This is a genomic window from Klebsiella sp. F11, assembly GCF_056712265.1.
Genome location: NZ_JBWYFE010000002.1, coordinates 39,163 through 58,346, shown reverse-complemented (window position 1 = coordinate 58,346; position 19,184 = coordinate 39,163). Strand labels below are relative to the sequence as shown.

Genomic DNA, 19,184 nt, shown 5'->3' with positions numbered 1-19,184 from the left:
CCCCAGGAGCTTACTCTAGTAAGTGACTGGGGTGAGCGAGGAAAGCCAACGCACATGCAACTTGAAGTATGACGGGTATAATTTTTTAGGAGAAAATTATGCCGGAGCAATTGCTGGATTTTACCGGGCGCGTGGTACTGGTTACCGGTGGTAAATCGGGGATCGGACGCGCCGCCGCACAGGCATTCGCTCGTCAAGGTGCCAAGCTAATCATTGCAGGACGCTCTCAGGCCGATGACACTTTGCGAGCCATACGCGATAACGGCAACGAAGCCCAGTTCGTACAAACAGATATTAGTATCGCCGCACAGGTGCGGCATTTGGTAGATGTCACGTTGGAAACCTATGGCCAATTGGATGTGGCATTCAATAATTCCGGCTTATTACCCGTCACCGCTTATCTGACAGAACAGACTGAAGATGACTTCGACCAAATTTTGGCGGTCGATCTCAAAGGGGTGTTCTTATGCATGAAATACCAGATCCCAGCAATGTTGAAGAGTGGCGGCGGATCCATCATTAATTGCGGCTCGGTGGCTAGCATCGTTGCCGATCCGGGTATGAGCCCCTATGTAGCTGCCAAACATGGCGTTGCGGGGCTTTCTAAAGCCGCTGCGCTTGAATATGCCAAACGTAATATCCGCATCAATACTGTTTGTCCGGGATTTACCGAAACAGAGATGACCCGTGGCTGGATCGTCGATCTGCAGATGTGCGAGAAAGTCAAATCATTCAATGCAGTCAATCGGATTGCCTCTCCAGAGGAGATTGCCGGGCTTGTGTTATTTCTGGCATCCCCAATGGCGTCATTTATTACGGGTGCCGTTATTCCGGTGGACGGCGCGCAAACGGCTCATTGAGCCTGTGCCGACATTGGTGCGTGCGACATAACAGGAGAACACATGAAGATAATTGTCGTATTCAAATGTTCGCGTAATCCACAAGATGCGCGGGTGGGAGCGGAGGGTTCCCTTGAATGGTGTGGCGTAAAAATGGCCGTCAGTGATGACGATCCTGCGGCTATTCTGGCGGCGGGAGAAATTGCAAACGCTGATGATGAAATTATCGGTCTGACCATCGGCGACGGGGATACAGCTTGGGCCGCGGCACGCGGCGCGGCGCAGACGGTGGTAATAAGCGATGCGACGGTTGTCCCGAATAGTATGGTCACCGGCATGATGTTAGCGGCGGCAGTAAAGGAAATAGCTGACGTAGGCTTGGTTCTGATTGGCGACTCGGTTTGGGATTACGGCGTTGTGGCCGCCTTGTCCGGGCAACTGGGCTGGCCGACATTGAACAGAGTTACGGATATTCGGCGGCAAGGCGAGGACTGGCTAGCGACACGTCGGCACGGCAATTCCAGTCAAGAAATCGCGATCACTGGACCTGCCCTGGTGGCCATGGTCGCCAATCGCGCCGAACAACAAATGCCGAGTATGAAAGATGTGCTGGCTGCACGCAAAAAAATCATCACCAAGTTGGCCTCTGCGGATCTCAACCAAGCAACAGCAGCTACGGTCACTGTGCTCGGCACAGCGCTGCCCGACGAATCGACTACGCATATCATTGACGGCGCGGATCCGCAGCGGGCAACAAATGAACTGTTGAGTGCGCTGCGTACTCAGGGCGTATTGTGAACTGCCGCTTTCCGGCAAAAATGGATGGAGGTATGCAGTGAATACAGGCAGTTGGATTATTATCGTCGATGATCGACGGACAAGCGGCATGGCGGCGGCCGCAGGCCAGATTGGCGGGCACGTCACCGCCGCAGTTATCGGCTCCCGTGCTCTGGCAGATGCCGCCGCAGCGGTCGGTTTCGATACGGTACGCTGGTATGAAGTTGCCGACGGCGTGCCAATCGAAGCCTATGGGGCACAGGTTGCGGCAGATATTGCCAATGCGGCGCCACGCGTCGTTCTGGCATCTGACGCCGCACCGGGACGGGCCGTGCTGGGCACAGTCGCCGCGAGTCTGGATGCCGCCATTGTCGCCGCGATCTGCGATCTTTCTCTCGAAGAAGGTGTATTACACGTCAGCCGAAGTGCGGCGGAAGGCCGGATTATTGAAACATTAGCCGTCCACGGTTCATTGGCTGGCATCTACGAAGGCGCGGATGTTGAGACGGGAAGCAGCCAAACCGCTGAAGTACAGCCCATTGACATGGCCGCGCCCACAGCTACGTTACGGGTGATCAATACCGTACAGAATGATACCGATGGTAGCGGGCTGAACAGCGCCGCACGCGTGATAGGCATCGGACTCGGCGTACACGCTCGTGACGATCTCGCCGTTATCAAAAAATTAGCTACCGCCATGCATGCCGAAATCACCTGCTCTTTACCCGTATGCGACGATATGCGCTGGTTCGACTCCAGCCGGGTAGTTGGATCAACCCATAATCAAATCGCCCCCGAACTTTATATCGCCGTGGGTATCTCTGGCCAACCTCAACATCTTGCCGGCGTACGCGACGCTAAAGTGGTGGTCGCCATCAATAACGATCCTGACGCCAGGATCTTCAAATACTGCGATATCGGCATTGTCGGCGATCTTTATCGCATCGTTCCAGCTTTGACCGCAGCCCTAGAGGCTAGTCAGTAACCGGAACTTAGCTAAGAACAACGCCACAGGAGAAGATATTATGTCCGAACAAATTTCACCGGTTGATGCGGAGTACGATCTTATCGTCATCGGCGGTGGCGGCTCTGGTAAATCGGCCGCACTGACCGCAGCACAGGGAGGACTAAGGGTTGCCCTGCTGGAAAAAATGCCGCAGACCGGCGGCACATCAATCTATGCCGAGGGCACCGCGGCATTTGAATCGAGCGAACAGCAGGCACGCGGTACGCCAGATCATGCCGGTGCGCATTTCCCTACCCGAGCCGAGGGGTTCCGTCGGTATATGGAATACAGTCATCAACGCGCTAACCCAGAAGTCGTACGGATGCAGGTCGACAATACCGCAGAAACCATTGATATCCTCAAATCGCTGGGTATTGTCTACACCGATGTAACCATTTACGCCTATGAACAGCCGTTGGAATTATATACCTTCCATCGACCGGACGGACTGGGCGCCCATGTACAGGACATCTTGTTACGTACCTGTATCAATGCTGGCGTAGACATTTTCACCGATACACGGGCTAAAAAAATCGTCATGAGCGCTGGCGCAGTAGCCGGTGTACTGGCTGAGGATTCAAGCGGAAATCTGCTGCATCTATCTTGTAAAGCGACAATTATCGCCAGCGGCGGTTTCGGCAACAGCCCTGAACTGCGTAAAAAATATGCCTGGCAGGCACGGTATCTAGACGATACTTATGCTTGCGTACCGACACAAAACACAGGGGACGGTCTGACCATGGCTCTGCAAGCCGGTGCCGACACTGATAACATTGGCGCATTGATGATTATTCCTTGCGCACGCGGCAAAACGCTGACCTCGCACGTTAGCGGCGCTGGCTCGCAACCTGTGCTGTGGGTTAACAAAACCGCTTGTCGTTTCGTTAATGAAGAAGTCGCTATGAGTTTCTCGGATGCTGGCAACATCATATCCAAACAACCGGAAGCAACTGTGTTCGCTATTATAGACAGTGAAACTGTCCGGCATTTGATGGAAGATGGTTCAGATATCGGATTAGGCGATTTCATTCCCTTTAAGTTGAAGTTAAGTCGACTGTTGACCGAGCTGGGGCAGGATATTGCCGACGGTCTGGCCTGGAAAGGCGATACGATAACGGCGCTGGCTAAATCTATGGGACTTGACGCGGCGGTGCTCGATCAAACCGTAGCTGACTATAATCTGGCCTACGACAATGGCGTCGATCCGCTATTTTATAAACCAGCTAGGTTTTTACGCCCAGTGCGGAAAGAGCCGTTCTATGCCATCAATATGACCGGTAGCGTATTGGTGTCTACTGGTGGTATCAGGGTTAATGGCAATCTACAAGTCGTAGGCCGTGACAACCAGCCGATAGTCGGTTTGTACGCGGTGGGTAACGATGCCAGCGGATTGTACGGCGATACTTACAATCTGGATGTACCCGGTTCAGCCAATGGCTTCGCGCATACGTCCGGTCGGATGGCGGCGCGTCATGTACTGAGTGTTTTTGGACAACATAGCGCGGCGTGATGATTTACGCCGCGATCGGTAACACCCGGCCACGGCGTTTTCTCTATTTTGTCGTTAGGGAGTCGTAATCGTATGGCTGAACAGTACTCTACCTCCGCCGACGTCGATTTCGATGTCATTGTGATCGGCGCCGGTGTCGCCGGCTGTGTAACAGCATATCAATTGGCTAGCGCGGGTCATTCTGTGTTGCTGGTTGAACGTGGCGCCAAGCCAGGCAGCAAGAATTTATCGGGCGGGATTTTTTATTGTCACGTGATGGAACAGGTGTTTCCCGACTTCATCAATAGAGCGCCAGTGGAGCGGCGAATTACCCGCAACTGTCTGTCTTTTTTGACCCCAAATGCTTTCGTCAATCTGGATTATCTCGATCAGCGGTTAGCACAACCTGCCACCGCCGTCTCGGTATTGCGTGCTCGGCTTGATGACTGGCTGGCGGGGCAGTGCGAAGAAGCCGGTGTTATGTTGATGACGGGCGTGAAAGTCGATTCGCTGGTCAAACAATGCGATCGTATCGTCGGTATTCGCGCAGGCGACGACACGCTGCGCGCCAATGTAGTGGTCGCCGCTGATGGTATTAACTCCTTTATTTGCAAGGACGCTGGTATTCGTGCCCAAGAACCGACCCATCATTTGGCGGTTGGCGTTAAATCTGTGATTCGACTGACGCAAATGCAGATCGAAGATCGCTTTAATTTGACCGGCGATGATGGCGCTGCATATGCGTTGGTCGGCGATTGTACCGATGGCATCGGCGGTGGCGGGTTTATGTATACCAACAGAGATTCGGTATCAATCGGTGTCGTTCTGCGGCTTGATGAACTGGTTCGGCGCCAGGTATGTTCAGCGGATTTGCATGATAGATTTCTTCACCATCCGGCTATCGCGCCTTTCTTACGCGGTGGTGAATTACTCGAGTACGGTTGCCATCTTGTGGCTGAAGGTGGCGAAGCCATGGTGCACGATCTTGTCCGGCCGGGATTAGTCGTGGTGGGCGATGCCGCTGGTTTCACACTCAATACGGGCCTGACGATACGAGGCATGGATCTCGCGGCAGGCTCGGCGTTGGCTGCCGCCAAGGCTATTGACAGCGCACTGCGCCAAGGCAACGTTTCCCAGAGATGCTTGGATGCCTATTTGTCTGAACTGAATAACAGCTTCGTCGGCAAGGATATGCATACGTATGCCAAAGCGCCGGCATTCATGGAAAATCCCCGACTCTACGGTGATTACGGCGCGTTACTTAGCAACGTTCTCCTGGAGATGTACCACCTTGATACGCAACCGCGCCGACGAATACTGCCGACTGCCTTGAAGACATTCAGGCATTCTACGCTAAAAATGGGGCTGTTAATCAAAGATATATTTGCCGCTGCGAGGTCCCTATGAACGATATGCTTTTTGGCTCGGTCGCTGAGCGGCTGTATCACAATCGTTACGATACCGACCCGGAATTATCCCATATCGACGTAGATCAAGCGGCGGCCAGAGCCACTAAGGCAGGTCAGCTTCTGGTGCGAGTGTGTCCAGCAAATGTTTATTCGCTACAACCAGACGGATCGATAGGCGTGATGTATGCCGCCTGTCTGGAATGCGGTACCTGTCTGGCCGTCACGCCGCCCGGAGTAGTCAAATGGCATTATCCGCGCGGCGGCAAGGGCATTATTTATCGCGAAGGGTAATGACGGAAAAATAAGATGAATTTTCACTACCTAGGAGTAGGTTTATGAGTTTATCAATCAAAGTATTTGTCAGCAGCGATCAAGCGGCAGGATTCGGAGTCAGTTCGACGATCATTTACGGAGATAAACAAGCGATTCTGGTTGATGCCCAATTCACGCTATCCAATGCCCATCGATTAGTCGCCGAACTGATGGAGCTGGGACGCGAACTGACGATGGTGTTCATCACACATCTGCACCCAGATCATTTTCTCGGTCTGGAAGTGATCAAAGCTGCGTATCCTGCGGCGCGAGTAGTGTCATATGGCAAGGCGGCGGATGACGTCAACGATGCTTATGATTTCAAAATCGATTATTGGGGCAATGCCGTGCTGGACCAAAACGGTGCCAACATAAAATACGTGGTGGAGAAGCTTGATAGCGACACCCTGCAACTGGAAGGTGAAGAAATCAACATACTGGGCTTGATGTGCGGTGATTGCGTCACTATCGCACCGCTATGGATCCCGTCACTCAGAACACTGATTGCCTCCGACCTGGTATTTTCCAATACTCATGTATGGATTGCCGACATGCGAACACCGGAGCTAATTGAGGAATGGTTGAAAAACCTAAATAAATTGGAAGAGTTACATCCCGTTGCTGTTGTTGCGGGGCATTCGCCGCAGAATCCAACGCTCAGCCCCTCGGCAATCGGTTTCACCCGTGAGTATATTCGCACGTTTATAAAACAGTTCCGTATAACGACGTCCGCTGAGCAATTACAACAGGAAATGGAGCGGATTTATCCTAATCTGCCGGTGAAGATCTGCCTGGAATACAGCGCTCGAATACTCAAAGACAAATATGTCTGGCCCGGCGATTGGCCTTTAGCTTTGCGGCACATGCCGTCAGCATTCTAATTTCCTGTTGAATATTTCAATTTAGGCAGCCAACAGATAAAGGGTAATGCCTCTAATTAGTTGAATTGATGTATAATGCCCGCTTTTGAGGTTTTCTCATGGCCAGCGTTAACGTTCATTGTCCCCGTTGTCAGTCTGCTCAGGTTTATCGCCATGGTCAGAACCCTAAAGGCCGTGACAGATTTCGCTGTCGTGACTGCCACCGCGTGTTTTTACTCACCATGAGCAATGGGGCTTTGTCGGCAGTAAAGCCCGGCAGCACTGGCTCTGGTATGCCTACAACACCAAAACAGGGGGCGTTCTGGCTTATACGTTCGGCCCCCGTAATGATGAGACATGTCAGGAGCTGCTGGCGTTATTGACCCCCTTCAGCATTGGCATGATAACGAGCGACGATTGGGGAAGCTACGCCAGAGAGGTGCCGAAGGAGATACATCTGACTGGTAAAATTTTCACACAGCGCATTGAGCGAAACAATCTGACGCTGCGAACCCGTATCAAGCGGCTGGCACGCAAAACAATATGTTTTTCACGTTCCATCGAATTGCACGAAAAAGTCATCGGCGCATTCATCGAGAAATACATGTTCTACTAATTGGATGCATTACCAACTATTTGAGTAAACGCGAATTCAGATATACCCGTGATCATTGAAACTGCTTGATTTCGTCGGTGCTGAGGATCATGCTCAGGCCATGAACGTAAAACTGACCTCCGCACAGATTGCCGCCCTTGAGGCTCAGCACCGGCAGAGTCGTGACCGCCGTGTCTGCGACCGGATACGCTGCGTGCTGCTTTCTGCTCAGGGCTGGTCTCCTGCCATGATTGCGCAGTCTCAGCTTATTCATGAGACCACGGTTCTGCGTCATCTTTCTGATTATCTCAGCGACGGTAAACTCACCTCTGATAACGGCGGTTCGCAGGAGCATCTGACTCCCGGGGAGTCTGCTAAACTTCGTCAGCTTCTGACTGACACTGTTCACATCACGACGGCCAGTATCGTGTCGCTTGTCCGTGACCGCTTCGGTGTGCGCTACAGCATTCCGGGTATGAATAAGTGGCTTCACCGCAACGGGTTCACGTGGAAAAAACCGTCAGGTATTCCCCATAAGTTCTGCCCTGAACAACAGCAGCAGTTCATGACGCATTATGAGGCGCTGAAGCAGGCAGCCGGTGACAGCGAACCCATCCTGTTTATGGATGCGGTTCATCCGACGCAGTCAACGAAGCTGAGCTGCGGCTGGATAAGAAAGGGGGAACGGAAAGCAGTGAAAACCACCGGGAGCCGGACCCGCCTGAACATCATCAGCGCCCTCAGTGTGAACGACCTGGCCCGGACGGTGACCCGTGATTATCCGCAGATTAATGCGGATGCCATCTGCCGGTTCTTTATTGCGGTTCGCCAGACTTATCCGGTGTCGCAGAAAGTGCATCTGATACTGGACGGCGCGCCTTATCACCGTGCATCGCTGGTTAAGGACTGGGCCTTTGTGATGAATATTGAACTGCATTATCTGCCGCCGTACAGCCCGAACCTGAACCTGACAGAACGGTTGTGGAAGGTGATGAATGAGCATGTGCGGAATAACCGGTATTTTGCGTCGGCGAAAGCCTTCAGGGACGCGATAAAAGGATTTTTTGAACGAACCCTGCCGGAACTGGAGCAGAAACTCCGCAGCCGTATCAACGACAATTTTCAGATGTTGAGTTCAGCATCTTCATAGCATATTGACGTAAAGTAAGAGGCGAACTTATGAATAGTAAACATCCAGAAAAGACAGTGCTAATCACTGGAGGTGCCCGTGGGATAGGGAAATCGATTGCTATTAAACTTGCTAAACAAGGTTTCAGAGTCGCCGTCAACTATACAAATGATCAGCAAGAAGCAGAGAATACAGTAAAAATAATTGTTAATGCCGGAGGATACGCACGAACCTTCAGAAGCGATATTGGACTCCCTCAAAACATTCCAGCATTATTTGCGGATGTAGAAAAAAATTTAGGGAAATTAACTGCTTTTGTTGGTAATGCGGGCATTCAGGGCGATTTTTTAAGAGTAGACGAGCAGACACCCGAAAATTTAGAACGTCTTTTTTCCATTAACGTTACTGGCCTGATCCTGTGTGCAAGTGAAGCTGTACGTCGATTTTCTACCCGGCATGGCGGCTCAGGTGGAAATATTGTCTTTATATCATCCGCTGCCGCACGCCTTGGAGGACTGAATGGATTATCTGCATATGCGGCGAGTAAAGGTGCTGTTGACAGTTTTACCCGGGCCCTTGCTAATGAGGTTGGAAAAGAGAACATCAGGGTTAACGCAATTGCACCGGGGATAATTGAAACCCGAATGGCATCAACTGAAATAATAGATATTGCCCGTCAAATTGTCCCATTAGGAAGGGCAGGTCAGCCACGCGAAGTTGCTGATGTTGTAGCATGGCTTTTATCGCCGGAGTCAACCTATGTGACTGGAAGTATAATACCCGTCACAGGTGGTCGCTGATGAAATTCCCGTGATACGACAAATTGCTGAATGTGTTGCTTCAGGATGTTGCGGCTATGGCAGCGACATGGAACCATACATCCTGCACCTTGAAGTTTTTCGGGTATAATAAGTGCAACGCCCGGTCATGATGGTGTGGAAGGCACTGTTGCAAAGTTCGCGATAAGGTAGCCTGTAGTTTTATTGAAAGGCCTTATATTTCAAATGCTCTGCTCACCAGGCGCATCTCGCTCAGGGGATCTCCATAATAAAATGATGAGGCCTGTCCTTTGCGTAGTGCCCGCATCACTTCAATACCCTTTATTGTGGCGTAAGCCGTCTTCATGGATTTAAATCCCAGCGTGGCACCGATTATCCTTTTCAGCTTGCCGTGATCGCATTCAATGACGTTATTGCGGTACTTAATCTGTCGGTGTTCAACGTCTGACGGACACCGGCCTTCGCGTTTGAGCAGGCCAAGCGCACGGCCGTAGGTGGGCGCCTTATCCGTGTTGATAAATCGCGGGATCTGCCACTTCTTCACGTTGTTGAGGATTTTACCGAGGAACCGGTATGCAGCTTTGCTGTTACGACGCGGGGAGAGATAAAAATCGACGGTGTGCCCCCTGCTGTCGACGGCCCTGTAAAGATAAGCCCACCGGCCATTCACCTTCACGTACGTTTCGTCAATGTGCCACGGGTTCAGCTCGGAAGGGTTACGCCAGTACCAGCGCAACCGTTTTTCTATTTCAGGTGCATAACGCTGAACCCAGCGGTAAATCGTGGAATGATCAACGTTGACTCCGCGTTCGGCCAGCATCTCCTGCAGTTCACGATAACTGATGCCGTATTTACAGTACCAGCGTACCGCCCACAGGATGATGTCGCGCTGAAAATTCCGGCCTTTGAATGGGTTCATGTGCTGCTCCGTCAGCAAAAAGGTGAAGATGAGTCTATCACCAGCAGATTTTTGCAACAGTGCCCACTTATGTTATGTATCTGCATACTGTGCAGGTCTACCATACATTAATACTCTGTACCTGCGCATGGTCTTTCTGATTAGTGCTTAAGGGTCTGGAATTATTAAAATTGTTGCTAAGATAGCAATAATCCACTTACCGCAACAATCCGACCACTTTTGTTCCCTTCATGCAATAATCACTTTCTCCTCCTCCTGAGATCCGAAAAGCGGAGGTTCCGGATCTCCTGATCGCCACCCTGCCCCGCGTCCCCAGCAAACACAATATGTACCACTCTTTCAGCTGATGATTGTTCCATATATTGTGTTTTACCGGGGTGATCGTTAACGGCGAATCCGGGCCGAAAACCGCGATGTGATTATTTTGTGGGCGTGGTAGACTTCCGGAAACTGCTTAATTAAGGAAAAGTCGGATCAGGAAGAAAAGGTGCGTCCGGTAATTGCAGGTTGTGGTTATATGTCTACGTATTATCAGGCAGGTGATTTTTACGGGTAGTGATAATGCGAAATGAAAGGACGGGCGTCAGGGAGAGATGATTACGAGGTGGGACTATTTCTTTATCAATGACCAAGGATGCGAAATGACATTTTATGAAGTGATAACTCTGCTCGAAAAAGAACATGGCCACACTGAACTCTGGTTTTACTCTGGCACGGGTGAAACAGAGCCTGATCTGATTGCCAATAATATCCCAAACTGGAAATGGCCAAAAATTCTAAAGCGCAACGGACGGGCTGTCGCTGAGTTCACAGGAAAAGGCAAAGACTGGGAATTCATGGGGGATTATAAATCTCCTGATAACGATCCCTGTAGCCCACCGTGGGGAGCATGCCGTCTCGACGGCGAATTCATCGCCCTTTGCAATTTTTTTAATTACTGAGCCTCCCTGGCTCATCTTAAGACGTTGGCGGGATTTCGGGAGATTCAGTGAGGCAAAAATGGGAAAAATGAAAGAACTGCTGTTTGAAATGCAGGAAGAACACGCCGATGAATGGATTGCGGAAAATTACCCGGATGCTGAGGAAGGAACTCCTGAATGGGATGCGGCAGCACAGGAATACAGCTGGTTTCAGGACTGGATGGAAGAGGCGGCTGAGCAGCAATATTTTGAGGCTTCGCTTGCCAGTATTCCTGACCGTCTGCAGGGTGCAAAGACTGAGCTGGATGAGTTAGAGAGCCTGATGCAGTTCAACCAACCCAGGATTGTGGAGCGGATGGCTTACGTTCATTGCGTCAGTGTTCTGGACGGTTTTCTAATGTACAGCGCCAGGGCACTTCTTAGCCATCCCCCGCATCTGCAAACATTCCTGAAGAATGCGGGTGCTTTTGTCCGTAATGAGGACCGTAAATCACTTCTTAATCCTAAATGGTTTGAACAGGAGCCTGAAATCGATACTCCTGAAAAGTTTTATATCTTGCGAGCCCAAGCTCTTGTTGAAAAAATGACATTTCAAAGCCACAAAAAAATTCGTCGCTATTTTTCAACCATGCTGAAAACGCCACATGAATGGCCATTGCAGGAGATTGAGGGGTTAATCAAGACCCGAAACGCACTGGTACATCGTAGTGGAGTGTCCGAATCTCTTGAACCTGTATATATCAGCCAGGGTAGTGTGCAGATTGCTATCGGCACGGTACGTAAATTTATTACAGTGGCAGCTGAAACCCTTCTGCAGGAGGATGCACTATACAGGACGGATGATGGCATATTCTGAAATCACCACCGTGACACAATTCATGAACATTTTCACACGGGGTAATGTCGATGACTTCACCCCCCACTAGTTTTATACCAATAAGCAACACATCATTACCTGTTGCCATCGACTATCCGGCCGCGCTGGCCCTGCGTCAGATGGCTCTTGTACAGGATGAACTGCCGAAATACCTGCTGGCGCCGGAAGTCAGCGCCCTGCTCCATTACGTGCCGGATCTTCACCGCAAGATGTTGCTTGCGACGCTGTGGAACACCGGCGCGCGTATTAATGAGGCGCTGGCGCTGACAAGAGCGGATTTTTCGCTGGCTCCGCCATATCCGTTCGTACAGCTGGCCACGCTCAAGCAGCGCACCGAGAAAGCGGCGAGGACGGCAGGTCGTGCCCCCGCAGGCAGTCAGATCCATCGTCTGGTTCCGCTCTCCGATCACCAGTACGTCAGCCAGCTGCAGATGATGGTGGCCACGCTGAAAATTCCGCTGGAAAGACGAAACAAGCGCACCGGCAGAATGGAGAAGGCGCGTATCTGGGAGATCACAGACCGTACCGTCCGAACCTGGCTAAGCGAAGCGGTGGAGGCCGCAGCGGCCGACGGGGTGACGTTCTCAGTACCGGTGACCCCCCATACGTTCCGTCACTCCTACGCGATGCACATGCTGTATGCCGGCATACCACTGAAGGTTTTGCAGAGCCTGATGGGCCATAAATCGATTAGCTCGACGGAGGTCTATACGAAGGTGTTTGCGCTCGATGTGGCGGCACGACACCGGGTTCAGTTCCAGATGCCGGGGACCGAGGCGGTGGCGATGCTGAAAGGACGGGGTTAACGGCTACAGGCTGACGCGCCGGAGGCTTGTCCAACCCCTCGTCTGTCCAGAAGCGAGTACTGAACAGACGACGCGTTCAGAATGAAAAGCCGGGTAGGTACTTTGCCTCATCCGGGCAGTAAACGCGTTCTCAGGAGAGATGAATCAGTGTCGGATCTGCGCCAGGTCGTCTTCGGTCAGGCCGGTCATTTTCATGACAGTATTGCGGTCAATACCGCTCCTGAGCATGGTACGGGCAACTTCCAGCTTGCCTTCCAGCTTGCCTTCCAGCTTGCCTTCGTTACGCCCTTTTTCGATACCACGTTGTTCACCGAGCCGAATTCCCTTCTCGATGCCCTTCTGTTCAAGCTGTTGAGCGATGGTCATAAGTGCGTCTCCGTGTTGCGGCACACGCTGTGCCAGTTCGCGAACAAAGGCTTCGGCGTCAGCTGTTTCGCCTGCCTGGAGTATATAGTGTACCAGCGATATGACCTGGGATGAAGACAGATAGCCGGCCAGTAAAATGGGCGCCAGACGGTCAACCAGTTCAGCGAGGTCCCGCTGGTGAATATGTTTCTGCAGTAAGGTCAGCGCGGCCATGCTGCGGTGGCCGGCGATGTCATCATCAGGAATAACGGTCACATCAACCAGCGGGAAAGCGCTGCTGTAGAGTGTGCCTGCCAGTGTAGGGTCTTCAAACTCATCCAGCCAGCGGGTGGAGTACGGGTACGGGCTGCGCTTACCGGTATAGAACAACACAGGTATCACCAGTGGCAGTTTTTTATGCCCGGCCTCCAGATGGCGCTGCATGGCGGCCACCGCATACCGTATCAGGCGAAACGCCATGTGCCTGTCCGGCGACGACTGGTGCTCAATAAGCACGTGAACATAGCCTTCGCCGCCGGTGGTTTTCAGGCTGTAGAGGACGTCGCTGAAATACTGCCGGAGGTCATCCTCAACAAACGAGCCGGATTCCAGTTTCAGTGTGCTGAGGTCGCAGATGGCCTGCAGCTCTGCCGGGAGATGCAGCTCCATGAAATCCCGGGCAATATCCGGTTGCGTCAGGAACTGCCGGAATGTCGCATCGTGGGGTGTGGGCGTGGTGGTTTTCTTTTTCATCGGTCCATGCTCTGAAAAATGACGCTGTCATAATATCAGGGGTTTGACGGTCAACCGTGTAAAAAACCACGTTAAGAAGATAATTCGTTGTTTGAATTGAAATTTAATGGTCTCAACTCTCCCTTCAGAATATCCTCCGGCAGCGTGAACGTATAATGCCCGAGCATATTGATAGATCGGGAGGATGCCCACAAACTCGATAATGTTGCCGGACATATTGAGTTCGATAATGTCTTTTTTAGTTACGATGGCCGGAGGAAAATTCTCAACGGGATAAGCTTCACTGTTCCCGCAGGTAAAACTGTTGCGATAGTGGGAGCAACAGGAGCCGGGAAATCGACACTCTCAAGGCTTCTGTACCGGTTCTTCGACGTAACAGGAGGAAGCATTCGCATCGATGGACAGGATATAAGAGATGTCACCCAGTCTTCTCTCAGAGCTTCAATTGGAATTGTTCCTCAGGACACCGTTCTTTTTAACGAAACAATCAGATACAACATCGGTTATGGCAGACCTGATGCCACTCAGGAGGATATTGAAATGGCGGCCAGGTCAGCCCGGATAGATGATTTTATCCTGAGCCTGCCCGATGGCTATGACAGCCGCGTCGGCGAGCGGGGGCTGAAACTCTCTGGAGGAGAAAAACAGAGAGTGTCAATTGCCAGAGCCATTCTGAAGCGCCCAGGGATCATGATATTCGACGAGGCTACAAGTGCACTTGATACAGCCACAGAGCGCGAGATTCAGACCAGCCTGCGTGAAATCAGCATTAATCACACGACAATGATTATTGCCCACCGACTTTCAACAGTAGTAGAGGCGGATGAAATACTGGTACTTGAAAATGGCCAGATAACTGAGAGGGGGTCTCATACTGATTTACTTGAGGGTAACGGCCCTTACGCCTCCATGTGGAAATCCCAGTCCAGAGAGAGTTAACTCCGAATTGGTGCTATCAATTGCAGAAAGGGATGTATGGCTTAAGGGGTTTAAATTCCTTTATAAACAATTAACTATCCTCTTAGCGTGGTTTTTTCATCATTGGCCGTCAAACCCCGTATACACTCCGCTAGCGCTACGTGACTGGTTCGGCGCTGCGCCCGAAACCCGCAAAACCTAAACAAGCGGACAGGGAATGTTTTGTGTCCACCGCCACCGATGTGACGCCACACAAAATCCCGGTCAGGGCTGCGCCCCGACGCCCTGCCAGCGCCTCACGAACCCGGATTAAAATCCGTTCCCGTTCACCGTTTCCGGTACTTCTGTCAGACTGCGAAAAAAAATTTGCCGGGAGGACACATGGGCACAGGGGAAGACAGGCAGCAGAAGCAGCGGGAGTGCCGGGCGCTGCTGGAAGGGTTCTGGCCTGATACCTTCAGCTACAGCAGGCCGCGCCCGCTGAAGCTGGGGATCTTTGAAGAACTGGTCGCGGACGCCGCGCGCCGGGGGCTGCCGTTTGATGCGGCGGTCCTAAAGGCGGCGATAAAGGCCTACGTCTGCCGCTATGCGTATCAGCGGGCGATGAGCACGCACTCAGCGCGCATCGGGCTTGATGGTCAGCCAGCCGGGGAGGTTTCTCCGGAGCAGCGGGAATATTCGCGGCTTCAGATTCAGCGCATCGACGCGAAGGCGAAGGAAAAGAAGCGGAAACGGGCGGCAGAGGCCGCAAAGGCGGCGAAACCGTCAGCCGGTCAGTCCGGTGCATAACCATGCACCCCCGTAAAACCCGCTCAGCTCCATTCTGGCGGGTTTTCGGGAAGAAAAGGTGTGGTTTTGCGGCTGAGGGCGGAAAACCGCGCTGAGGCCGTTTTAGAGGGGCGCGCAAGTGGTCTTATGTTAAATATGAGTGCTGGGCAGACTCAGAAGAGGATGTGGCCGCCTCATGGCTGCGGCCAGCAAATAATAACTACAGGGAAGATACGGCTTGCACGTCGTGCTGGAAGACGTAAGGATCGGATAGCAGCTCAAATTGCTCATCGTCCGGATAGGTGACTGCAACCTGATACTGTTCGCCTGCGAATGCTTTTACAGCATCAAGATCTTTCCAGTAAGTAGCCAGGAAGAAATGCTCCCATTCACCCTGCGTTTCTCTGCGTACATACGCTCCCAGATTTCCTGGTGTCCCCTCTGAATGTTCAACACCGGTCCTTTGCAGATGATTTGCAAAGCCTTCTGCATGTTTGAGCGGTACGCATCCGTGCCATGTTCTGACAATCATATGTCTATCCTCATGTTGTGGAAGGATTTTAACCATAACATGGGATTGAAGGAGGTGTGATTCGTGATCGGGATGTTATGGTAAATATGAGGTCTGGCCGGTTCACCCGGAAATTGCGGCTGCGCTCAGTACAGGGAGCCACCTGTGTGCCGGTTATGCTGCCGTCATTTAAAACTGCCGATCACTGGGTAAAAATGCATCCGGTGCCAGAAATGCGAATAAGCCTGTCAGGGGGACATAATGTTCCGGCCTGACAAGCCAGCATCTTTAAATTCAGCTACTGAGCTGACCTAGTCCTGGCAAAATTGCGAATGGCAGCTTCAGCCAGACTTGATGCCGTATCAACAATCGACAGATGCTGTTGAGGATGGCTTTTAAGTAAGGGGCTGATGTCCGTACAGGCAATAAGCAGCGCTTGGGCACCAGCTTCCTGCGTCAGAGAAATCAGGTTTCGCCACTGCGTTATCACTTCAGGATAGGTAAATCCGTTTTGCTTAATCAGCGCTATCAAACGTGTAGTGATCGCGCGCAATGGGTCAGAAGAGACACAGCGCTTTCCCGCCAGATGAAGACGCTGCTGATAAAAACCCGCATCAAGCGTAGCCTCAGTAGCAATCACGGCGATGTTCTCCGTTTCGGCTGGCAGGCGTTCAAGCGCACAGTCGGCAATATGCAGGACAGGGATGCCAGCGCTGGTCTCCTGCATCTCAGTAAAGTAGCAGTGTGCCACATTGCAGGGAACCACGATCAAATTGACCCCGGCTTTTACCAGATTGCTAATGCCATCGCGCAATGCTGCGGACATTGCGGCATCGTCAACTGCCCGGTCAGGGAAAAAAGGTGTCGGCAAGGAAATAATATGCATTTTGGGATAGTCGATATCGAATCTTGCCCCGTATTGCTTTTGGCACTCATCCACCAACATATCGATAAAAGGCGCGGTGGAACGGGGGCCCATACCGGCTAACACCCCAAGACTGTAAGACATTACGCGCTCTCCCTGTGATAACGGAAAAAATTCATCATACATACATCAGGCATCAGGTTCACAACAGGGATGTTATGGTAAATAGCACTGCTACTTTGAGTGCACCCGATGCGTTGATGCTGGATGTTTTTTTAAAGAAGCTACAGGGCGTATGGGTCTTCGAACGAGCTCACCATTACAGTTCGGACAAATTCCCTCTAATTTAGTCTTCGTGCAATGGCTACAAAACGTGCATTCGAATGAGCACATGAAAGCTTCTTTCGATTCAGGAGGTAGATCATTATCGCAAAGTTCACAGTTTGGTCGCAGTTCTAACATGTATTTCTCCGTCCGATTTTCTGTTTGCTCAATTGGTCTTATGTTAAAAGCTACGTAGCCGACAGGTACGAATAAATTTCTTATTCGATCCGTTTCACATCAGAGATGATGCTCTGTTGCTGCTTCATGAAAAATGTCGCCCAGCCAGCCCGGGATCTCGTCTTCTGTCATATCGTCCGGAATGGCAATGTCGTAAATCCGGGAAAATTTTCGTTCCGTCAGGTCTGCACGGAATACCAGCCAGCGCTCACCCTCACGTTTGACCCCTACGTGTCGTCCAAAGACATTGTAGATCAGCATTATTGACGCCCTCTCAGGAACTGCGTAACAGAGATGTTATGGTAAATGGATTCAGGAGAACGCCCGAATGATATCGACCACTATCGCTATTGGGATTAATGGTATAGATAACTTATTTAACTTGTAGAAAATAAGCCATATTGGCACGAAAGACTTTGAGTGGTGAGATATCGAGGCTGTGATCATGTTGATTATGAACAAAGCTATGAATAGGCATATTGCAGAGATCGTAAGCATTTTTTACCGCTATCTGTTTTTTTTTGCATAATAATACTAATGCCCCCGTGGTGGGTATATAAAAATCACGGGGAGCGTAGCGACCATCGTCAAGCTCTTTTCTTGTGTGTCTTACCCTGCAAGGGGCTTGATTGTGTGGGTGTAGTGTCAGACCTCTGCAATCACACTATACCGCTTACTACTCCTTAGAAACTCACTTTATCAGGTGCCAGTTATCGTACTGCGAGACGGGGTAGAGCCTAACTCTTTCGCGGTTAAGTTACGTTTCCACCGTTTGCCTGTTTATCCTGCCGGAGTCGGGGTTTGACGGTCAACCGTGTAAAAAACCACGTTAAGAAGATAATTCGTTGTTTGAATTGAAATTTAATGGTCTCAACTCTCCCTTCAGAATATCCTCCGGCAGCGTGAACGTATAATGCCCGAGCATATTGATAGATCGGGAGGATGCCCACAAACATCGTAAGCGTAAACCCAGTGCCGTATGTAGCCATTAAACCAGTACTGGTAACTTAGACGCCCACTTGTTACAGACGGACATCTAAGTATGGAATCCCAATACTGGCGAAAAGAACCCCGCAAGAATTATTCGAATGACTTCAAGCTCCGTATGGTTGAACTGGCTTCCCGTCCCGGCGCCTGCGTTGCTCAGATTGCCCGTGAAAACGGCGTTAATGATAACGTCATCTTCAAATGGCTGCGGCTCTGGCAGAATGAAGGCCGCATATCGCGCCGCCTTCCGGCTACCGTAGTGACTTCATCACTACCAACGATACTACCTGTTGAGGTTGTACCTGATCCGACTCCATCTGGCAGGATGAACACTGAGCCAGCTCAGTTCTCAGCGCTGAACGCCTCCTCCTGTTGCGTCGAGTTCCGCCACGGCAAAATGACGCTTGAGAACCCGTCACCGGAGTTGCTGGCCGTGCTGCTCCGCGAGCTGACCGGGAGAAGCCAATGATATCCCTCCCGTCAGGCACCCGTATCTGGCTGGTTGCTGGCGTCACGGATATGCGTAAATCGTTCAATGGACTGGGCGAGCTGGTACAGCATGCACTTGATGAAAATCCGTTCTCCGGGCACCTGTTTATCTTCCGTGGCCGCAAAGGTGACACCGTGAAGATCCTCTGGGCTGATGCTGACGGTCTGTGCCTGTTTACCAAACGGCTGGAGGAAGGCCAGTTCATCTGGCCTGCTGTACGCGAGGGTAAAATCGCCATCACCCGCTCACAACTCGCCATGCTCCTCGATAAGCTGGACTGGCGTCAGCCAAAAACAGCCCGACTTAACTCACTGACAATGTTGTAAAAA

20 protein-coding genes and 3 pseudogenes are annotated in these 19,184 nt (G+C 51.4%); 17 read left to right on the top strand and 6 right to left on the bottom strand.

Annotated elements, in window-relative coordinates:
* Window positions 1-98: 98 nt before the first annotated feature.
* The 10 genes and pseudogenes from AC1M2H_RS28060 to AC1M2H_RS28015 all read left to right on the top strand — a co-directional run bounded on the left by AC1M2H_RS28060 (window position 99) and on the right by AC1M2H_RS28015 (window position 9,216).
* Complete coding sequence (locus tag AC1M2H_RS28060) at window positions 99-860, top strand: glucose 1-dehydrogenase (RefSeq protein ID WP_480152178.1); 762 nt, start codon at window positions 99-101, stop codon at window positions 858-860.
* Between the two features lie 42 nt (window positions 861-902).
* Complete coding sequence (locus AC1M2H_RS28055) at window positions 903-1,637, top strand: hypothetical protein (protein ID WP_480152177.1); 735 nt, start codon at window positions 903-905, stop codon at window positions 1,635-1,637.
* Between the two features lie 37 nt (window positions 1,638-1,674).
* Window positions 1,675-2,601, top strand: a complete 927-nt coding sequence (locus AC1M2H_RS28050; RefSeq protein WP_480152176.1) for an electron transfer flavoprotein subunit alpha/FixB family protein — start codon at window positions 1,675-1,677, stop codon at window positions 2,599-2,601.
* A 40-nt stretch (window positions 2,602-2,641) separates the two neighbouring features.
* Window positions 2,642-4,132: an FAD-dependent oxidoreductase gene (locus tag AC1M2H_RS28045; protein WP_480152175.1), complete on the top strand. Its 1,491-nt coding sequence runs from the start codon at window positions 2,642-2,644 to the stop codon at window positions 4,130-4,132.
* 72 nt (window positions 4,133-4,204) lie between these two features.
* Entirely contained in the window at window positions 4,205-5,518 is a 1,314-nt protein-coding gene (locus AC1M2H_RS28040) for an FAD-dependent oxidoreductase (protein ID WP_480152174.1), read from the top strand.
* Window positions 5,515-5,811 carry a ferredoxin family protein gene (locus tag AC1M2H_RS28035; RefSeq protein WP_480152173.1) on the top strand — a complete coding sequence of 99 codons (297 nt, stop codon included), beginning with the start codon at window positions 5,515-5,517 and terminating at the stop codon, window positions 5,809-5,811. The genes AC1M2H_RS28040 and AC1M2H_RS28035 overlap by 4 nt, the downstream gene beginning before the upstream one ends.
* A 44-nt stretch (window positions 5,812-5,855) precedes the next feature.
* The gene (locus tag AC1M2H_RS28030) at window positions 5,856-6,713 is read left to right on the top strand and encodes an MBL fold metallo-hydrolase (protein WP_480152172.1); all 858 of its coding nucleotides are present in this window, start codon (window positions 5,856-5,858) and stop codon (window positions 6,711-6,713) included.
* Between the two features lie 98 nt (window positions 6,714-6,811).
* Window positions 6,812-7,308, top strand: a pseudogene (locus AC1M2H_RS28025) (IS1 family transposase).
* A 100-nt stretch (window positions 7,309-7,408) separates the two neighbouring features.
* Window positions 7,409-8,437, top strand: coding sequence for an IS630 family transposase (locus AC1M2H_RS28020; RefSeq protein WP_480152282.1), 1,029 nt, complete (start codon window positions 7,409-7,411; stop codon window positions 8,435-8,437).
* Between the two features lie 29 nt (window positions 8,438-8,466).
* Window positions 8,467-9,216: an SDR family NAD(P)-dependent oxidoreductase gene (locus AC1M2H_RS28015; RefSeq protein WP_480152171.1), complete on the top strand. Its 750-nt coding sequence runs from the start codon at window positions 8,467-8,469 to the stop codon at window positions 9,214-9,216.
* Between the two features lie 193 nt (window positions 9,217-9,409).
* Here AC1M2H_RS28015 and AC1M2H_RS28010 read toward each other — a convergent pair whose 3' ends face one another.
* Window positions 9,410-10,114 (bottom strand): IS6 family transposase, encoded by a 705-nt coding sequence (locus AC1M2H_RS28010; protein ID WP_480152281.1) that lies wholly within the window; start codon window positions 10,112-10,114, stop codon window positions 9,410-9,412.
* A gap of 641 nt (window positions 10,115-10,755) precedes the next feature.
* On the opposite strand from AC1M2H_RS28010, the gene AC1M2H_RS28005 reads away from it, so the two are divergent.
* From AC1M2H_RS28005 to AC1M2H_RS27995, 3 genes are all read left to right on the top strand, one after another.
* Window positions 10,756-11,055, top strand: a complete 300-nt coding sequence (locus tag AC1M2H_RS28005; protein WP_480152170.1) for a hypothetical protein — start codon at window positions 10,756-10,758, stop codon at window positions 11,053-11,055.
* A 67-nt stretch (window positions 11,056-11,122) separates the two neighbouring features.
* Complete coding sequence (locus AC1M2H_RS28000) at window positions 11,123-11,890, top strand: hypothetical protein (RefSeq protein ID WP_480152169.1); 768 nt, start codon at window positions 11,123-11,125, stop codon at window positions 11,888-11,890.
* Between the two features lie 50 nt (window positions 11,891-11,940).
* Window positions 11,941-12,717, top strand: coding sequence for a site-specific integrase (locus AC1M2H_RS27995; protein WP_480152168.1), 777 nt, complete (start codon window positions 11,941-11,943; stop codon window positions 12,715-12,717).
* A 144-nt stretch (window positions 12,718-12,861) separates the two neighbouring features.
* Here the strand turns inward: AC1M2H_RS27995 and AC1M2H_RS27990 are convergent, their stop codons facing one another.
* Window positions 12,862-13,815 carry an Rpn family recombination-promoting nuclease/putative transposase gene (locus tag AC1M2H_RS27990; RefSeq protein WP_480152167.1) on the bottom strand — a complete coding sequence of 318 codons (954 nt, stop codon included), beginning with the start codon at window positions 13,813-13,815 and terminating at the stop codon, window positions 12,862-12,864.
* Window positions 13,816-13,983: 168 nt separating this feature from the next.
* On the opposite strand from AC1M2H_RS27990, the pseudogene AC1M2H_RS27985 reads away from it, so the two are divergent.
* A pseudogene (locus AC1M2H_RS27985) lies at window positions 13,984-14,754 on the top strand (ATP-binding cassette domain-containing protein); the annotation flags it as partial.
* A gap of 360 nt (window positions 14,755-15,114) precedes the next feature.
* Window positions 15,115-15,522: a ProQ/FINO family protein gene (locus AC1M2H_RS27980; RefSeq protein ID WP_480152166.1), complete on the top strand. Its 408-nt coding sequence runs from the start codon at window positions 15,115-15,117 to the stop codon at window positions 15,520-15,522.
* A 199-nt stretch (window positions 15,523-15,721) separates the two neighbouring features.
* On the opposite strand, the gene AC1M2H_RS27975 is transcribed toward AC1M2H_RS27980, so the two are convergent.
* The 4 genes and pseudogenes from AC1M2H_RS27975 to AC1M2H_RS27960 all read right to left on the bottom strand — a co-directional run bounded on the left by AC1M2H_RS27975 (window position 15,722) and on the right by AC1M2H_RS27960 (window position 17,639).
* Window positions 15,722-16,033 (bottom strand): hypothetical protein, encoded by a 312-nt coding sequence (locus AC1M2H_RS27975; RefSeq protein WP_480152165.1) that lies wholly within the window; start codon window positions 16,031-16,033, stop codon window positions 15,722-15,724.
* A 277-nt stretch (window positions 16,034-16,310) separates the two neighbouring features.
* On the bottom strand, window positions 16,311-17,063 hold the full coding sequence (locus tag AC1M2H_RS27970) for an aspartate/glutamate racemase family protein (RefSeq protein ID WP_480152323.1): 753 nt from the start codon (window positions 17,061-17,063) through the stop codon (window positions 16,311-16,313).
* Window positions 17,064-17,111: 48 nt separating this feature from the next.
* Complete coding sequence (locus AC1M2H_RS27965; RefSeq protein ID WP_480152163.1) at window positions 17,112-17,339, bottom strand: DUF1272 domain-containing protein; 228 nt, start codon at window positions 17,337-17,339, stop codon at window positions 17,112-17,114.
* Window positions 17,340-17,419: 80 nt separating this feature from the next.
* Window positions 17,420-17,639, bottom strand: a pseudogene (locus AC1M2H_RS27960) (DUF7661 family protein).
* A gap of 781 nt (window positions 17,640-18,420) precedes the next feature.
* Here AC1M2H_RS27960 and tnpA point away from each other — a divergent pair.
* Window positions 18,421-18,834 (top strand): IS66-like element accessory protein TnpA, encoded by a 414-nt coding sequence (gene tnpA / locus AC1M2H_RS27955; RefSeq protein ID WP_480148419.1) that lies wholly within the window; start codon window positions 18,421-18,423, stop codon window positions 18,832-18,834.
* On the top strand, window positions 18,831-19,181 hold the full coding sequence (tnpB, locus tag AC1M2H_RS27950; RefSeq protein ID WP_191939720.1) for an IS66 family insertion sequence element accessory protein TnpB: 351 nt from the start codon (window positions 18,831-18,833) through the stop codon (window positions 19,179-19,181). The genes tnpA and tnpB overlap by 4 nt, the downstream gene beginning before the upstream one ends.
* Window positions 19,182-19,184 lie beyond the last annotated feature (3 nt).

Coding starts and splice junctions, on each gene's coding strand:
- tnpB (WP_191939720.1), top strand. CDS start 18,831: ATGATATCCCTCCCGTCAGGCACCCGTATCTGGCTGGTTGCTGGCGTC.
- AC1M2H_RS28005 (WP_480152170.1), top strand. CDS start 10,756: ATGACATTTTATGAAGTGATAACTCTGCTCGAAAAAGAACATGGCCAC.
- AC1M2H_RS28045 (WP_480152175.1), top strand. CDS start 2,642: ATGTCCGAACAAATTTCACCGGTTGATGCGGAGTACGATCTTATCGTC.
- AC1M2H_RS27980 (WP_480152166.1), top strand. CDS start 15,115: ATGGGCACAGGGGAAGACAGGCAGCAGAAGCAGCGGGAGTGCCGGGCG.
- AC1M2H_RS28020 (WP_480152282.1), top strand. CDS start 7,409: ATGAACGTAAAACTGACCTCCGCACAGATTGCCGCCCTTGAGGCTCAG.
- tnpA (WP_480148419.1), top strand. CDS start 18,421: ATGGAATCCCAATACTGGCGAAAAGAACCCCGCAAGAATTATTCGAAT.
- AC1M2H_RS28060 (WP_480152178.1), top strand. CDS start 99: ATGCCGGAGCAATTGCTGGATTTTACCGGGCGCGTGGTACTGGTTACC.
- AC1M2H_RS28035 (WP_480152173.1), top strand. CDS start 5,515: ATGAACGATATGCTTTTTGGCTCGGTCGCTGAGCGGCTGTATCACAAT.
- AC1M2H_RS27995 (WP_480152168.1), top strand. CDS start 11,941: ATGACTTCACCCCCCACTAGTTTTATACCAATAAGCAACACATCATTA.
- AC1M2H_RS27990 (WP_480152167.1), bottom strand. CDS start 13,815: ATGAAAAAGAAAACCACCACGCCCACACCCCACGATGCGACATTCCGG.
- AC1M2H_RS27970 (WP_480152323.1), bottom strand. CDS start 17,063: ATGTATGATGAATTTTTTCCGTTATCACAGGGAGAGCGCGTAATGTCT.
- AC1M2H_RS27975 (WP_480152165.1), bottom strand. CDS start 16,033: ATGATTGTCAGAACATGGCACGGATGCGTACCGCTCAAACATGCAGAA.
- AC1M2H_RS27965 (WP_480152163.1), bottom strand. CDS start 17,339: ATGTTAGAACTGCGACCAAACTGTGAACTTTGCGATAATGATCTACCT.
- AC1M2H_RS28000 (WP_480152169.1), top strand. CDS start 11,123: ATGAAAGAACTGCTGTTTGAAATGCAGGAAGAACACGCCGATGAATGG.
- AC1M2H_RS28055 (WP_480152177.1), top strand. CDS start 903: ATGAAGATAATTGTCGTATTCAAATGTTCGCGTAATCCACAAGATGCG.
- AC1M2H_RS28030 (WP_480152172.1), top strand. CDS start 5,856: ATGAGTTTATCAATCAAAGTATTTGTCAGCAGCGATCAAGCGGCAGGA.
- AC1M2H_RS28015 (WP_480152171.1), top strand. CDS start 8,467: ATGAATAGTAAACATCCAGAAAAGACAGTGCTAATCACTGGAGGTGCC.
- AC1M2H_RS28010 (WP_480152281.1), bottom strand. CDS start 10,114: ATGAACCCATTCAAAGGCCGGAATTTTCAGCGCGACATCATCCTGTGG.
- AC1M2H_RS28040 (WP_480152174.1), top strand. CDS start 4,205: ATGGCTGAACAGTACTCTACCTCCGCCGACGTCGATTTCGATGTCATT.